Origin of the sequence: Labilibaculum euxinicum (assembly GCF_009795715.1) — a bacterium.
Taxonomy (GTDB): Bacteria; Bacteroidota; Bacteroidia; order Bacteroidales; family Marinifilaceae; genus Labilibaculum; species Labilibaculum euxinus.
In genome coordinates this window covers 26,355-41,552 of the sequence record NZ_WTCR01000009.1, presented here as the reverse complement: position 1 = coordinate 41,552, position 15,198 = coordinate 26,355, and the positions used below count along the sequence as shown (strand labels likewise).

General features: G+C 34.8%; 13 protein-coding genes. 2 read left to right on the top strand and 11 right to left on the bottom strand.

The features are described 5' to 3' along the window. Positions 1-44 precede the first annotated feature (44 nt). From GQR60_RS12850 to dtd, 4 genes are all read right to left on the bottom strand, one after another. Complete coding sequence (locus GQR60_RS12850; protein ID WP_160463477.1) at positions 45-1,205, bottom strand: ABC transporter substrate-binding protein; 1,161 nt, start codon at positions 1,203-1,205, stop codon at positions 45-47. 62 nt (positions 1,206-1,267) lie between these two features. Further along, positions 1,268-1,852: a phage tail protein gene (locus tag GQR60_RS12845; RefSeq protein ID WP_124993319.1), complete on the bottom strand. Its 585-nt coding sequence runs from the start codon at positions 1,850-1,852 to the stop codon at positions 1,268-1,270. A 281-nt stretch (positions 1,853-2,133) separates the two neighbouring features. Then, positions 2,134-2,469: a nucleotide pyrophosphohydrolase gene (locus GQR60_RS12840; protein WP_225441413.1), complete on the bottom strand. Its 336-nt coding sequence runs from the start codon at positions 2,467-2,469 to the stop codon at positions 2,134-2,136. Next, positions 2,470-2,922 carry a D-aminoacyl-tRNA deacylase gene (gene dtd / locus GQR60_RS12835; RefSeq protein ID WP_124993318.1) on the bottom strand — a complete coding sequence of 151 codons (453 nt, stop codon included), beginning with the start codon at positions 2,920-2,922 and terminating at the stop codon, positions 2,470-2,472. Positions 2,923-3,106: 184 nt separating this feature from the next. On the opposite strand from dtd, the gene GQR60_RS12830 reads away from it, so the two are divergent. Further along, a complete protein-coding gene (locus tag GQR60_RS12830; protein WP_124993317.1) occupies positions 3,107-4,090 on the top strand; it encodes a lipoate--protein ligase in 984 nt (327 codons plus the stop codon). A gap of 69 nt (positions 4,091-4,159) precedes the next feature. Here the strand turns inward: GQR60_RS12830 and uvrC are convergent, their stop codons facing one another. The 6 genes from uvrC to GQR60_RS12800 form a co-directional block, all read right to left on the bottom strand. Continuing rightward, positions 4,160-5,962, bottom strand: a complete 1,803-nt coding sequence (gene uvrC, locus GQR60_RS12825; RefSeq protein WP_306599198.1) for an excinuclease ABC subunit UvrC — start codon at positions 5,960-5,962, stop codon at positions 4,160-4,162. Between the two features lie 26 nt (positions 5,963-5,988). Further along, positions 5,989-7,632 (bottom strand): adenine deaminase, encoded by a 1,644-nt coding sequence (ade, locus tag GQR60_RS12820; RefSeq protein WP_124993316.1) that lies wholly within the window; start codon positions 7,630-7,632, stop codon positions 5,989-5,991. A gap of 169 nt (positions 7,633-7,801) precedes the next feature. Then, entirely contained in the window at positions 7,802-9,679 is a 1,878-nt protein-coding gene (gene mnmG / locus GQR60_RS12815) for a tRNA uridine-5-carboxymethylaminomethyl(34) synthesis enzyme MnmG (RefSeq protein WP_124993315.1), read from the bottom strand. Positions 9,680-9,825: 146 nt separating this feature from the next. Further along, entirely contained in the window at positions 9,826-10,251 is a 426-nt protein-coding gene (ybeY, locus tag GQR60_RS12810; protein ID WP_101311242.1) for an rRNA maturation RNase YbeY, read from the bottom strand. 3 nt (positions 10,252-10,254) lie between these two features. Further along, complete coding sequence (locus tag GQR60_RS12805; protein ID WP_101311243.1) at positions 10,255-10,662, bottom strand: ATP-binding protein; 408 nt, start codon at positions 10,660-10,662, stop codon at positions 10,255-10,257. Next, positions 10,655-13,735 carry a DUF4175 family protein gene (locus GQR60_RS12800; protein WP_124993314.1) on the bottom strand — a complete coding sequence of 1,027 codons (3,081 nt, stop codon included), beginning with the start codon at positions 13,733-13,735 and terminating at the stop codon, positions 10,655-10,657. Before GQR60_RS12800 ends, GQR60_RS12805 begins: the two co-directional genes overlap by 8 nt. A 41-nt stretch (positions 13,736-13,776) precedes the next feature. Between GQR60_RS12800 and GQR60_RS20220 the strand changes: the two genes are divergently transcribed. Further along, positions 13,777-13,905, top strand: coding sequence for a hypothetical protein (locus GQR60_RS20220; RefSeq protein ID WP_262885274.1), 129 nt, complete (start codon positions 13,777-13,779; stop codon positions 13,903-13,905). 64 nt (positions 13,906-13,969) lie between these two features. On the opposite strand, the gene GQR60_RS12795 is transcribed toward GQR60_RS20220, so the two are convergent. Continuing rightward, positions 13,970-15,196 carry a murein hydrolase activator EnvC family protein gene (locus tag GQR60_RS12795; protein ID WP_124993313.1) on the bottom strand — a complete coding sequence of 409 codons (1,227 nt, stop codon included), beginning with the start codon at positions 15,194-15,196 and terminating at the stop codon, positions 13,970-13,972. Positions 15,197-15,198 lie beyond the last annotated feature (2 nt).

Below are 15,198 nucleotides of genomic sequence, written 5' to 3'. Positions count from 1 at the left end.
TTGCTCTGAATTGTTGAACTAGGTATAAAAAAAACATATCTATTTTACACACACAAGTACGGATTTTGCCAACCGCTAACGTTCTCTTTATGAATCTTTTCATAGGTTTCATGATCGTATTTCATGGCTGTTCCCTGTCCAATTACAATCTTATTGACGTTGTTAGTGTGAAAACCAATTTTTTCAATATCGATAAGGGGAGCAGCATATTCTGAGTTCAAGAAAAAGGAGCGTTTGCCTCTGGGGCCATCAATAGTTTCTGTCTTTAATCGTTTTTTAATCTCTGTCCAATTACCATTTAAGAACTCGGGTATTAATCTTTCGAAAATCAAACCTGTTTCATATCCTAATAGAGTATAAAAATCAGGTTTCTGCCCTGCAAAATCGGACACTCTTTTCTTGAACAATAGATTAGCCTTTTCTTGTGAATTGTAATTCCACATCGAGGCCGAATAGAATTTCAAATCCAGATTACTTACTTTTTTTAATATTTCATCGGAAGCCATATGAGCACTTACAATCAGAGGAATTTGCTTGTTTAAACCCGATTTGTAAAATTCGTCATAGAACTCTAATGCTTCATTTCCACAGAAAAGTGCATGAATGAATGAGGGTTTTTCAATTCTTATTTGCGAAAAAACTTCTTGAATTCTGCCTTTTACCTGAGAACCTTCGGGAAGATAATTGAGAACTTTAAAATCCATCTCTTTGGCTCCTGCCATCTCTGCACCTTGTCGAAAAGCCGATTGCAGATGATATCCACCATCGTAAATGGGTGTCAGCACTATTCCCTTATCTCCAAATTGCTTATAAGCCCAATATCCTAAAGCAAATTCTGACTGCCACATTTGAAAACTATTATTAAAAACAGCTTCAGAAATATGGTGATTGTAAGGAATATACTCACCAACATCAAAGAATAAAGCCATTTTTTGTCGGTTTTCGATACTAGGAATAATCGACGGTAAAACTTTATAGCTGACAAAACCCGAAACAATATCAACTCTGTTGAAATTTAACAATTTATTAACTGCCTCAGTAATGGCTTTATCCCCACCCTGTCCTACATACTCAGGAATAAATTGAAAAAGATGATGATATTGTTCTGGAATAGCTGAATAAAATCCAGAGATGAGACTAGGTGTCATTTCTGGGTAAATAGAAGAATACGGTGTAAGGAAACCGATTTTAATATTATTGTTCATCAAAAAAATAGGGTTTGATAATAAGTAAAATTGGGCCAGCAGATATTGCCAACCCATATATATCAATATTGTCTTGGAGGATAAATTCCATTCATACAAATGATATAATTTACAACCAATGACGGCTGAATATTGGTATGGTAATGGTCTCCTCCTGCTGCTTCAATAGCAATATCACCACCACTAGAAGCCACCCCTGTCAACTCTACAGTTGGCACTTCTGAATTGTAAATGGTATCAGGATATCTTCCTGCTGTTGCGGCCAAAGTTCTGGCATTATTAGTGCCTGGTACGCTTTCTGTTCCAGGAAGTGCACTAGCCATAAATTGAACATCTACAGACGAAAGAGTTGCTGTATGTGTATGTACAGGTATCTGAGATGAAACAAGTTTCACTTTTTCTACACCTGCCCTCAATCCCATTTTATTAGGAGAAAGACCTATGCCACTTCCATAACCCAGAGGAACTCTGCCTCTAAAATCAGGCAACATAAAACTAGCTCTACCATCACCACCGTATGTGATACCAATCAAAGAAAAAAGAGCTGTGTTGTCGTCAATTGATAGTGTTTGACCCCAACAAAGAGACCAGTAATTAGGAGCCCAACTTAGGGGCCACAAGCCAATAAAAGAAAGAAATGCGTCCATAATTTAAATTTAAGTACAAATAATATTTGTTTGACAAAACGACATCAAATAGTTATGAATGTACGTAAATTAATTATTAAAGTTAAAAATACCACTGTGAAATATTTCACATAACAAGTTATATTTTTAATAATCAACAGAATACTTCTTCAAATTATAAAAGTCGTTTTTCTGTTAACCTATTTCATATCGAGAAAAGTATTCATAAATAGGCCAAAGTCATCGGAATGATGACTTTGGCCTATTTATGAATACAAATTATTTTTTACTATTCCGTAAACTTAGAGTTTCTCATTATTTTTATGCCGATACATATCCCGCTCCGTTTTCTTCTCAAGATTCTTCTGAAAAGCTTCGTTTAAATCAACTCCTGTTTGATTTGCCAGGCACATTAGAACCCAAAGAACATCAGCCATTTCATCTGCTAAATCAACTTCCTTATCGCTTTCTTTGAAAGATTGCTCTCCATATTTTCTGGAGATAATTCGAGCCACCTCTCCTACCTCTTCGGTCAAAATAGCCATGTTGGTCAATTCATTAAAATAACGAACTCCATACTTTTTGATCCATTGATCAACTTTTTCCTGGGCTTCCTTAATTCCTATCTGATTCATCATCTATTCCTTGTTTTTAGTATCCATTACAATGGTAACCGGACCATCGTTAACCAATGAGACCTGCATTTCGGCACCAAATTTTCCTGTTTCCACCTTCTTTCCGGATTCTTTCTCCAAACGAGCAACAAAATTCTCGTACAGAGGTACTGAAATATCAGGTTTTGCAGCTGTAATATAAGATGGTCTGTTCCCCTTTTTAGTTTTTGCATGCAATGTAAACTGACTGATTACCAAAATATTTCCATCCACTTCAAGTAAAGATTTATTCATTACTCCTTCCTCATCGTCAAAAATTCGAAGATGACAGATTTTTTTACTCAACCATTCCGAATCCTCTTCCGTATCAGCATTCTCTATTCCCACCAACACCAGCAATCCTTTCGATATCTGCCCGATTATTTCAGAATCTACACTCACTGAAGCTTGAGTAACCCGCTGAACCACAACCCGCATATCAATATATTTATTAAATGTTACAATTAATTGTTCCTCTCAAATATAACACATCATATTCATGTAAAAAAGATATTGCTAAAACCGTTTTTCCAGACTTGCACCTTATTAAAATTGATTCTAAATTAAGATATTTCCCAATTAATACTGATATTTGTAATCCGTTACAAAAAAAAAGTAAAGCATGTTGTATTTCATCAGTTCATCTACCAATCCCGTTTTTAACATTGCCTGCGAAGAGTATTTGCTAAAAAACCATGAAGATGATTTTTTCTTCTTGTATACCAATACTCCTGCATTGATTGTAGGAAAGCATCAAAATACCCTGGCTGAAATCAATCTCGACAAAGCTGAACAGGAAAATATACCTGTTATTAGAAGAATGTCAGGTGGAGGAACCGTTTTTCACGACGAAGGAAATCTAAATTATTGCTTTATCAAGAGTGGAGAAAAAAGTAAATTGGTTGATTTTCAAAAATACAGTCAGCCGATTATCGATACTCTTCAAAAGCTGCACGTAAACGCTAAATTTGAAGGAAAAAGTGATTTAACTATCGATGGAAAGAAATTTTCAGGGAATGCTTCACACATTTTTAAGAACAAGCTTATGCAACATGGCACAATGCTATTTTCAAGCGATTTAAATCGCTTAAATCAGCTGTTAAAGGTAAATCCTCTCAAGTTCAAAGATCGGGGTATAAGATCCATTAGAAGTAAGGTAACGAACATCTCTGAATATCTTTCCCATTCCATGAGTATCGACAACTTTGCTCAATTAATTTTAACGGATTTGACAACGAAATTTCCAGATGCCAAGGAATTTGAACTATCGGCAATTGATATTGAAAAGATAGAAGCTTTAATGACAGAGAAATACAACAACTGGGAATGGAATTATGGCTACTCACCCAACTACATCTTTGAAAAACTCAGTAATTTTTCGGGAGGAATCATATTAGAGGTTAGCATGACAGTAGAGAAAGGAATTATTAAAAATCTTAATTTATTAGGTAATTGCCTGGTAGAAAACCACATTTTGGACTTTAAAAGCTTAATGATCGGTCAATATCACAACAAAGAGACTGTATATAAACACATTAACAACCTAAAAATAAACTTATACTTTAAACATATCACACAAAAAGAGATTTTGTCCGCATTTTTTTAGCTGTGTGAATTATTTTTGAATTAAAATTACATTGAAATAAATATTCAAGTAACTTCTCAAATAAAATCTCTAATGGAAACATTTCCAGACTATTAAAGCTTTTGAATTTCCTAATTCAGATTCCAAATCAGCAAGTGCGGCACTTTTTACATTCTCTACAGATTTAAACTTTTTAATTAACTTTTCAACTGATTTTCGCCCAATACCTTCAATTTTATCCAATTCAGAGACAATAAATGCTTTTGATCGCTTCTGCCTATGAAAGGTTATTGCAAAGCGATGCGATTCATTTCGCAAATGTTGAATAGTTTTAAGAGTCTCTGAATTTTTATCCAGATACAATGGGTAAGGATCTCCGGGAAAATAGATTTCTTCCAGTTTTTTGGCGATTCCAATTACAGAAATCTTTCCACGCAATTCTAATTTATCCAGACTATTTAAGGCAGCTCCCAATTGTCCTTTTCCCCCATCAATCAAAATCAATTGCGGTAAACTCTTTCCCTCGTCCAGCAATCTTTTATAACGCCGGTAAATTATTTCTTCCATAGAAGCAAAATCATTTGCTCCAACTACTGTTTTTATATTAAAATGCCGATAATCCTTTTTATAAGGTCTTGCATTCCTGAACACAACACAAGAGGCGACCGGATTAGTTCCTTGTATGTTCGAATTGTCAAAACATTCAATATGAACCGGCGCATCTTTTAATCTTAAATCGGTGCGCATGGTTTCTACAATACGTTCGGAATGCGATTGTTTTAGAGACTTATCTCCTTTCTTTAACTTTTCGAGACGATAATATTTAACGTTGCGTTCAGATAAATCCAGTAATTTCTTTTTATCGCCACGTTGAGGGACAACAAACCGAACATTTTCAATGGATAATTCAAGCTCAAAAGGAATCAAAATTTCTTTTGCCGTACTAAAAATCTTCTGCCGGATCTCTGTAATAGCAAGCAAAAGCAAATCCTCTTTACTTTCGTAAATTTTCTTTTTCATTTCAATGGTGTGTGCCTGAATAATGGCTCCATTTACCACTTTTAAAAAATTTACATACGCAGAATCTTCATCATCAACAATAGAATACACATCAATGTTATTAATAGAAGGATTTACAATCGTTGACTTACTTTGATACTTTGCGAGTAAATCTAATTTCTCTTTAATAAGATGTGCTTCTTCGAATTTAAAATCATTGGCCAGTTCCTGAATTTTTTCTTTCAAATGAGAAGTTACCGAACCAATATTTCCTTTCAATATATTCCGAATATCCTGTATTGTTTGTTCATACTCTTCTTTACTCTCCTTCCCAACACAAGGTGCTTTGCAATTCCCAATATGATACTCCAAACAAACTTTGAATTTCTGATCTCTAATCCCCTCTTCCGACAAACTTAAATTACAAGTTCGAAGTTGATACAAAGACCGCATCATATCCATTAAAATCCGAACCATTTTCACACTCGTATAGGGTCCAAAATATTCCGAACCATCTTTAATCAAATGACGGGTGACTTGCACTCTTGGAAAGTTTTCGCTTTTAATACAAATCCAGGGAAAAGATTTATCGTCTTTCAAAAGAACATTGTACCGCGGCTGATGTTTTTTTATTAAGTTATTCTCTAATAACAGGGCATCCTCTTCCGATTCAACAACAATGTGCCGAATATCCACAATTTTGCGAACCATTATATTGGTTTTTGCCGAATCGTGAACTTTGTTAAAATAGGAAGCAACCCTTCTTTTGAGTCGCTTTGCTTTTCCTACATATATAATTGTATCGTTCTCATCAAAAAACTGATAAACTCCTGGCTCTTCCGGCAAAGCAGAAACCAAAAATTTTAAATGATCTATGTTTTTGTTTTTTATCACTTATTATAATTTTCCACTAATATAGCTTACTCTTCTTTAAAAAGGTCTATTACTCTAAATTCTTTAACATCAAAAAGACCTTTATCTGATAATTTTAGTTTAGGAATTACCAGTAAAGACATAAATGCAAGAGTCATAAAAGGAGACTGAAAATTCGATCCCAAATCGGAAGCAAATTCACTCAATTTTGCATATTCCCTTACCAAATCCTCTCCTGTCTTGTTCGACATTAATCCCGCAACTTCCAATTCAACCGACTCACTTTCTCCGTTGTTAACTGCAACAATACCACCTTTCATTTCAATTAGAGTATTAATTGCATGAAGTAAATCTTCATCACTTGTTCCTACCGCAATAATATTGTGACTATCGTGAGCAATACTTTCGGCAATAGCTCCATTTTTAAAACCAAATCCTTTGGCAAATCCCATTACTGGTTTTCCATTATCGTATCGACTCATCACAACCATTTTCAATAAATCATTATCAACGTCAGATACAACATTTGTATCAATTACCTTTGGTGTACACAAAATTGAATCAGTTATCAGATCACCATCCTTAACAACCATTGCCCGCAATGAACCATTTTGAGGCTTAACAGCCAAATCTGCTAATTGAATTGGTTTTCGACTAAAATTATTCAAGATGATTTCATTACTTACATTAAACAAAACCTCCTTATTTTTATAAATACAAACACCTTTTCGAAATGCCTGCTCTACAACAAATGATTCCGGATGATCAACTACAATAAAATCCGCAGAATCGCCAACCTGCAGCAATCCCAGGTTTAATCCGTAATGATGGATTGGATTGTAGCTAGCGGCCCGCAGTAATGAAAATAAATTAAGTCCCTTCTTCAATCCACGTTTAATCAGAAAATTTATATGCCCATTTTCAATTAAATCATCTGGATGCAAATCATCTGTGCACAACATGATTCTATCCGGGTGTGTTTCCAACAAAGAATACAGCGCCTCAAAATCTTTAGCAGCACTACCCTCCCTTATTTGAATCATCATCCCTAAAGAAATCTTTTCAAGAGCTTCCTCCAAAGTTGAACATTCATGATCCGCAGAAATTCCAGATGCCACATATTTTTTCAAATCCCTTCCTTTTAAACCTGGAGCATGACCGTCTATTTTTTTTCCAAGATTCTTACACGCTACTATTTTTTTGAGTACCTCAAGATCGTCTTCAATCACACCAACAAAATCCATTACTTCAGCAAGACAAACAACTTCTTCTCTTTTCAGTAAGCTTTCCACAATATTACTATCCAAAACAAAACCTGAAGTTTCGTGTTTGGTGGCCGGTACGCATGACGGAACACCAAAGCGAATTTCCAAAGGAACTTTACCGGCATCATTAATCATGAAATCAACGCCAATCTCACCCAGTACATTTGCTATTTCGTGCGGGTCTGTAACCAAACCTAATGTGCCAAACTGTACAACTAAACTTGCAAATCGACTTGGTATTAATAAGGTACTTTCAATGTGCATGTGTGCATCAACAAGTCCTGGCAAAATATATTGATCAGGAACAGAATCCCTCTTACTAATGGAAGTGATTCTTCCCTCTTCAACATACACCTCTGCATTGATTATTTCACGCGAAACAACATCCACAACTTTACCTGATATCGAAAATCTATTACTTGTCATATCTCATCTATTATCATTTAATAATGGTAATCTCCAAATTCAATTCCTAAAATAGCTCAATATTGCCTTCAAAAACGCCCGAAATTAACTTTTCGACATGCAAAAAGGCAATTTCGGGCGTTTTAAGGAGTAAACTATTTTTAAATACTCCTTAGTTCCACGTGGAACGTTATCGTCCCATGAGTACCAAAAGAACGTTAATATCGCTAGGAGAAACACCCGATATCCGCGATGCCTGTCCAATAGTTTGAGGCTGAATTTTATCCAATTTTTGTCTTGCCTCAGTCGAAATAGATTGCAAACTTGTATACTCAAATCTGCCTTTTATATTAATATTCTCCAAGCGGGTTAATTTTTCTGCGATCAATTTTTCCCTATTTATATAGCCCGAATATTTTATTAAAACCTCAGCAGCTTCAATAATTTCTTCCCGTCTGTTTGGTATTAAATCCACCACTTCTTTTAATGGGATAATATCTTCCAGCAAATCTTTAATCTGAACCTGCGGACGAAGAATAATATCATACAATTTAACGCCCTGTTTTAATGGTGCCGTTCCTAATTTTTCCAGAACCGGATTTAAGAATTTTGGTTTGCAGCTAAACTCTTTACAAAAGGTAACTAATTTATCTCTAAACTCAATTTTCTCTTCCAGCAAGTCAATTCGTTTTTGTCCCACTAATCCTAATTTAAAAGCCTTAGGACTTAAGCGTAAATCTGCATCATCCTGCCTTAATAAAATACGGTATTCGGCTCTTGATGTAAACATTCGGTAAGGCTCATCAACACCTTTAGTTACCAAATCGTCAATTAAAACACCAATATAAGCTTCGTCTCTATTCAGTGTGAAAGCCTCTTTTCCTTGCACCAATAAACTCGCATTTATTCCTGCCATCATTCCCTGAGCTCCTGCTTCTTCATATCCGGTTGTGCCATTAATCTGTCCGGCAAAAAATAAGTTCGAAACCAATTTTGTTTCCAAAGTATGATGAAGTTGTGTTGGATCAAAATAGTCATATTCAATTGCATATCCCGGACGATACATTTTCACATTTTCCAATCCCGGAACTTTTTGAAGTGCTTTTAGCTGAACATCCCAAGGAAGACTCGATGAAAATCCGTTGATATAATACTCATGAGTGTGCTCTCCTTCTGGTTCTAAAAAAAGCAAATGTTCCTGCTTCTCAGCAAAAGTTGACAGCTTAGATTCTATACTCGGACAATATCTTGGACCTGTACTCTGAATTGTTCCATTATACATCGGAGATTCTTCAAACCCTTCTCTGAGACTATCGTGAACATCCAGATTTGTATACGTAATATAACATGGTCTCTGAGTAAGAATACGATCTACATGATCTGTCAGATAAGAAAATTGATAAAATCCTTCTTCCCCATCCTGTCTTTTCATTACTGAAAAATCGATACTTCTGCCATCTAAACGTGCAGGAGTTCCGGTTTTCATTCTCCCAACTTCAAAGCCAATACTTTTTAATTGTTCACTAATTCCTACAGATGCAGGTTCTGCTGTTCTCCCCCCTTTTTCCTGTTTACGTCCAATGTGCATTAATCCGTTAAGGAAAGTTCCATTGGTTAATATTACCGATTTCGCAGTAATGTCAATTCCCAATTTAGTAGTCACACCAACTGCCTTGCCATCCTCTATAATTACCTGAACAACAGCATCCTGCCACATGTCCAAATTATCTGTATTCTCAACAATTTTTCTCCATTCCGAAGAGAAAATCATTCTATCACATTGTGATCTTGGACTCCACATTGCAGGTCCTTTAGAACGATTAAGCATACGGAATTGGATGGATGAACGGTCGGTAACTATTCCTGTAAAGCCTCCCAAGGCATCTAATTCACGAACAATTTGCCCTTTTGCAATTCCACCAATAGCTGGATTACATGACATTTGAGCAATTTTATTCATATCCATGGTAACCAAAAGAACCGAAGATCCAAGGTTTGCCGCAGCTGTTGCCGCCTCACATCCGGCATGACCGGCACCTACTACTATAACATCATACTTTGGCAACATACAATAAAAGATATTTATATTCGTTATTCTTATTCGTGCAAAGGTAATTATTTTATCTAAAAAACTGAAAACCAATTAACTACAATGGACACACCCAAGCTAATTATCTAGAATTCAGATCAATAAACTAAAAAAATTTCACAAATTTAATCAATATCGGAAAGTAATGCTAATGATTCGTCCTCCTTTTGGGTCATTATTTCCTGATCCTCATCAGTTTTATCATCAATTCCCATTAAATGAAGGACTCCATGAATCATTACACGATGCAATTCCTGAAGATACTCGCATCCGTATTCTTTTGCATTATCAAGAACTGTATCAACACTTATAAATAAATCTCCTGATACAATATCAGCAACAGTATAATCAAAAGTAATTATATCCGTAAAGTAATCGTGATTTAAGTGTTCACGATTCATTTCAAGCAGGTAATTATCAGAGCAGAAATAGTAATTTATCTCTCCAATTTCGAAACTATTATTAACAACAACGCGATTGATCCATTCGCTTAAGCGCTTCTGATCAATCGCGGGAATACTAGCTTCACACGTATCGTAAGTAATCAACATTTTTTATCCAAAAATAAATTTCATTTCTACTATAGCACCATTCTCTCCAAATTCAATATCATCAGCCAGGTGATTCATTAGAAAAACTCCCCGTCCATGTGTCTTCTCCAAATTTTCAGGAAGCGTTGGGTCAGGAATATTAGAAAAATCGAATCCTTTACCTTCATCCCACACAATGAAACTAATAGATTCGTCATCAATATTGTATTTAACTTTCACCTTTTTAGTTACGTCTAGCTGGTTGCCATGCAAGATCGCATTATTGACAGCTTCAATAAGAGCAACTGAAATTTTTCCGTAAATTTCAGAACTAAGGTTATGAGATGAAGAAATCTCATCTATGAGCCTTTCAACTCTGCTTATATTCTCTAATTCGGATGGAAAGATTAGCAATTTTTCTGATTTAGTCATTATTTATTTTGATCATGTAATCCAAATACAATTTATTATAGTAGTCGAGCATTTTTACATAAGAGTCATCGAAAATACCTTCAAAATCTGTTCGTATTCTTTTATACTCAAATATTTCCGTAGGGTTACTCAATTTAATAATATTTCCAGAATTACTTTCTCTTTTTTTATCAAAATCTTTTTCTCTCTGAGCGTTTTCAGCTTCCAACAAACGAGAAATTATTCTATTTTGCCTATTAATTGTATTCGAATTTATGGAAAAATTAGATATGTCTGATTGCATTTGGTCAATCATTTTCATTATTTCACGTAATATATTCTCTGTCTCGTCTCCAACTCCACTTTTCTGAAGAATTTCACTCAAATTTTGTTGAAACATTTCCTGCCTTTGTAAAAACTTTCCCAATTTTTCTTTAGAATTATTTTTACCATTTCCTGATTTCATTTCCTGAATCATCTCCTCCAACATCTTTTTTAAGGACTGCTGCTCCGATTGCATACCCGCAAATGATGGTTTTCCTCCTTTTTGATCGCCAATTTGATCGCCAGGCATAGCATTCGCCATTTGTTCCATGAGTTGTTTTAATGCCTCGGAAAGAAACAGTGATAATTCGTTAACTTCAGTTAATACTTTTTGTTGTGTAACATTGGCTTGAATTTTTCTTCTGTTGTTAGCTTCTTCGAGAACCTGATCGAGATAATTGCCTATACCAAAAATTCTATTTCCAATTAAAGCTGCAACCTGAGGTGAGTGAGATGAAAGAGATAGCAATGAATCCTGAATTAATAAATACTCTTCTTTTAATCCCCCCTGTTCTTCAATCATTTTTACAAATAAAGGATTTCGATAATCCACAGTTTTGTAATCAGTCAATACGACCTCCTGCTGAAATGAAAATTCCATCAGGTTATTCATCAGGCGAATTAAATTATCAATATCAACGGTAAGCTGAGCACTTACACTTTTTGAAAGATTACCATTCAACTTCTGAGCAAGTGCTTTTTGTTTTTTAGAAGTTGCTTTCATATTTTTTGAAGCCTTAGAGGTTTTACCTTCTTCTAGAAAGTTTTTTGATTCTTTCATCATCTCAGAGATAGACTCAAGATCTTCGGAAGGATTTTGAAATTGATACGGGTCACTAATGCCGGAATTTTTTTCGAGAAGATTTTGCAGATCTTTTTTCAGCTCATCCCATTTTTGACTTTCCTCAACTTGCTGAGAATTCATTTTTTCCTCCTGCCTGTGCCCTAGCTCACTAATTTCCTCCTGACTATCGGCAATTTTATCAATTCTATCAATAATTTTATTCATACGAGCCTCAATATCATATCGTTCCAACAAACTCAGGTTGCGATCCATTTGTTTCTGAAAATCATCAAACGACATGTTTATTTGGTTCCCTAGCTTATTTAAATCTTCCGGTTTAAAATCTTCAGCCAATTTGTTAAATTCTTCAAACAATTTTTGCAACTCATCATCCATTACATTTTCAAGAAGCTTTTCAATTTGTTTTTGCTTTTCGATTAGTAAAGAATCTTTTTGTCCCAAAGAATTTGACAGCTGATTTTTTTTTGAATTCTCTTGCTTGATATTATTTAGCAACTTATCCAATTGTTTCTTTTTAGAATCGATTTGCTGAAACATTTGCTGTTGCTGCCATTTGTCTCCGGTACCATCCAACATATTTTTCTGCAGACGCTTTATATCTTCCTGTATGGATTGACTCAGATCAATTCCTTTTTCGATTCGATTCGAGATACTATCCTGCATACTTGTATTTAAATCGTACAACTGCTTCGAATCCGGAACTAATAAAGAAAATTGCCGGGAACGAGACATTTTCGGTTTATTTATTCCATCATTATCGAAAACTTCAAAATAATATTGTACACGACTTCCTTCGCTTACATCAACATTTGCAAAATCGAAGGCATAATAAAACTCCTGAGAACTAAGATTCCGATTCAAGCTTAGAGGAATGTAAACAGGTAACTGATCATTAATAAGATAACAAAACCGTAATTTCGAAAATCCATAATCATCCTTCAATATACCTTTAAAATAGTAGGCCGTAGGCAATAAAGTATCTTGTATAACTGACACCTGAATTTGCGGATAAAGATCTGGTATTATATCAATGGTATAATTGGCAAAAAGCTGTTTTTCAAATTGCTTATTACTAACATAAATTTGGTAGTTGTTTTTCTGAAAAATGGTTTTTGAAAATAAGAAGGTATTGCCTTTATCTTTTGAATCGACCTGATTTAAAGAATCATTGAAGACAACTTGAACTGAATTGGTGTCCTCCCCCTCAATCGTCCATTCCAATAAAGATCCTTCGGGTACACTAATATCTCCCAAATTTTTCTCTTTACTTTCTGGTAATTTTGTGTAAGATGGTGATTTTACCGTAAGTTCAAAAGACTTAATTCCCGGTTTTAATAAAATCTCCAGCTGATAGGTTAATGATGTTATTTTACCGGCCTTTAAAAAGAAACTTACTTCTCTATTTACATTCCTGAAAAGATAACTGAAACGATTACTTCCTTCCTTTTTTAATAGGAACTGATTCCCTTCACATACCAGGTAGACATCAGCCGGCACATATTTACCTTCGGTTTGCACTTCTAAGTAGAAATCAGAGCCTCGAACCACCTTCATAACACTTTGATTTACTACAAATTTAAAGTCGGCTGGAGCGATGTATTCCTTCCTAAAATGAACCAGACGATTCGCGCTGCTGGAGTACATATCCGGCAAGGCAATATAAGTTCCAATAATTGCTATAAATACGATAATAAGGTATTTTAAGTAGCTAAGGTTCGATTTGAATGATATCGCTTTTCTAAAAGGAATCAATTGAATAGATTCCATTCGTTGGTTGATGCTGGCCATTAAAAGGGAGTCGGCGGATGAATCACTTTTAGCTGACAGCTCGGTTAATTCCAATGTATTAATCAACCGATCCTGCAGATCTGGAAAATATTGTGTAATAATACTAATTGCCTGCCTGTAGCTTATTCTTTTTCCAATCTGCAACAAACCAATTATGGGTAAAATAATTAGTTTCACGATCATTAACGAAAAAAAAAGTACAGAAAAAATAGCGAGAAATGTTCGAACCGAAACTGAAAAATACAGCAAGTATTCTGTATATGAGACAATCAAGAAATAGGACAAAATCAGAACAATACTCAAAAGCAAACCTCTTAGGAGCTGATTTTGGTAGTATTTTCGAATAAACCGATCTAATTTTTCGATAAAAATTTCCTGCTTAGAACCCATATCAACTACTACGTAAAAGAGTTAATTCCGATACAACCACAATGAAGGATCCAATTTTGTACTCCCTTTCCATAATTGGAATTTAAGAACAGTTTGGCTTTGTGCCTGGTCGGTATACACCACCCCAATTTTCTCTTTAGAAGTAACTATATCGCCTTTTTTCACGGTAACTGAAGAAAGGTTTGAATAAACTGAGAAAAACTCACCATGGCGAATAATGATTACATTATTAAGACCAGGCATTGAAAGAATGTGTGTGACTTCCCCTTTAAAAATAGAGCGACATTCGGCATTGTTGTCAGTCGTTATATTTACACCATCGTTTCGAACATTAACATGCTTAAGTACTGCATGTTTGTGCTCTCCGAATTTTTCAGATATAAAACCAGTTTTTGTTGGCCATGGAAGCTTTCCCTTATTTTGATCAAATGATTCTGAAAGAACTTTTTCCTCTGGAGTTAAGCCATATTTGCCTCCTCCGCTGTTTTTCTTGGCTGCCAGTTTAGCCTGATTTTCGATGATTTTCTGAATTTCTTTTTCCAGCTTTTTAGTATACCGTTGTTGTTTCCTTAAATCATCCCTAAGTTGTTTTTCACGCTTTTTCAATTTTGAAATAATCTCAGATTGCTGAGATTTCTCTTGAGCTAAACTCTGACTTTCCTTTGTTTTATCGGATAGCAAAACAACTTTTTCACTCTTTGCCGTTTTTAAACGAAGCAGGTTTGCTTTCAGTGTATCTTTTTTGGAGCCTATCAGTTTGCCTTGTTCTTTGCTGTATTCCGAAAATTGCTGAAGATACTTATATCGTTTATAAGCTTGGTTAAAATCTTTCGATGACAATAAAAACATCAGTTTTTCGTGTGAATTTCTTTGCTTGTATGCGTATTGAATCACCTTTGCGTACTGTTGTTTCAGCTTATTCAATTCATCTTCCAATCCTTTTACATCTGCATTAATTTTACCTATCTGAGAATTGATATAAGAAATTTCATTTTCAATGGACTGAATCAAAGCTTGTCTGGACTTTATTCTTTGATTTAGAAGGTTTAATTGCCCCAACGTTACATTCTTATTCTTCAAAGTGTTGTTAAGAAGACTATTGGTATACGCTATATCTTTAGAATTCTGCTCTTTTCGTTTTTTAAGAGTAGAAATATCATGCTGAGAAAAAGCATCTACTGATGATAAAAACAGAAGAGCAATTACTAAATAAAATATTTTATTACACGTTAATTTGTTAATTCCCATAG

Excerpts from the sequence above, each read along its gene's own strand:
- GQR60_RS12850 (WP_160463477.1), bottom strand. The coding sequence starts at position 1,205 with ATGAACAATAATATTAAAATCGGTTTCCTTACACCGTATTCTTCTATT.
- GQR60_RS12845 (WP_124993319.1), bottom strand. The coding sequence starts at position 1,852 with ATGGACGCATTTCTTTCTTTTATTGGCTTGTGGCCCCTAAGTTGGGCT.
- GQR60_RS12840 (WP_225441413.1), bottom strand. The coding sequence starts at position 2,469 with ATGATGAATCAGATAGGAATTAAGGAAGCCCAGGAAAAAGTTGATCAA.
- dtd (WP_124993318.1), bottom strand. The coding sequence starts at position 2,922 with ATGCGGGTTGTGGTTCAGCGGGTTACTCAAGCTTCAGTGAGTGTAGAT.
- GQR60_RS12830 (WP_124993317.1), top strand. The coding sequence starts at position 3,107 with ATGTTGTATTTCATCAGTTCATCTACCAATCCCGTTTTTAACATTGCC.
- ade (WP_124993316.1), bottom strand. The coding sequence starts at position 7,632 with ATGACAAGTAATAGATTTTCGATATCAGGTAAAGTTGTGGATGTTGTT.
- mnmG (WP_124993315.1), bottom strand. The coding sequence starts at position 9,679 with ATGTTGCCAAAGTATGATGTTATAGTAGTAGGTGCCGGTCATGCCGGA.
- ybeY (WP_101311242.1), bottom strand. The coding sequence starts at position 10,251 with ATGTTGATTACTTACGATACGTGTGAAGCTAGTATTCCCGCGATTGAT.
- GQR60_RS12805 (WP_101311243.1), bottom strand. The coding sequence starts at position 10,662 with ATGACTAAATCAGAAAAATTGCTAATCTTTCCATCCGAATTAGAGAAT.
- GQR60_RS20220 (WP_262885274.1), top strand. The coding sequence starts at position 13,777 with ATGTTCGAACCGAAACTGAAAAATACAGCAAGTATTCTGTATATGAGA.
- GQR60_RS12795 (WP_124993313.1), bottom strand. The coding sequence starts at position 15,196 with ATGGGAATTAACAAATTAACGTGTAATAAAATATTTTATTTAGTAATT.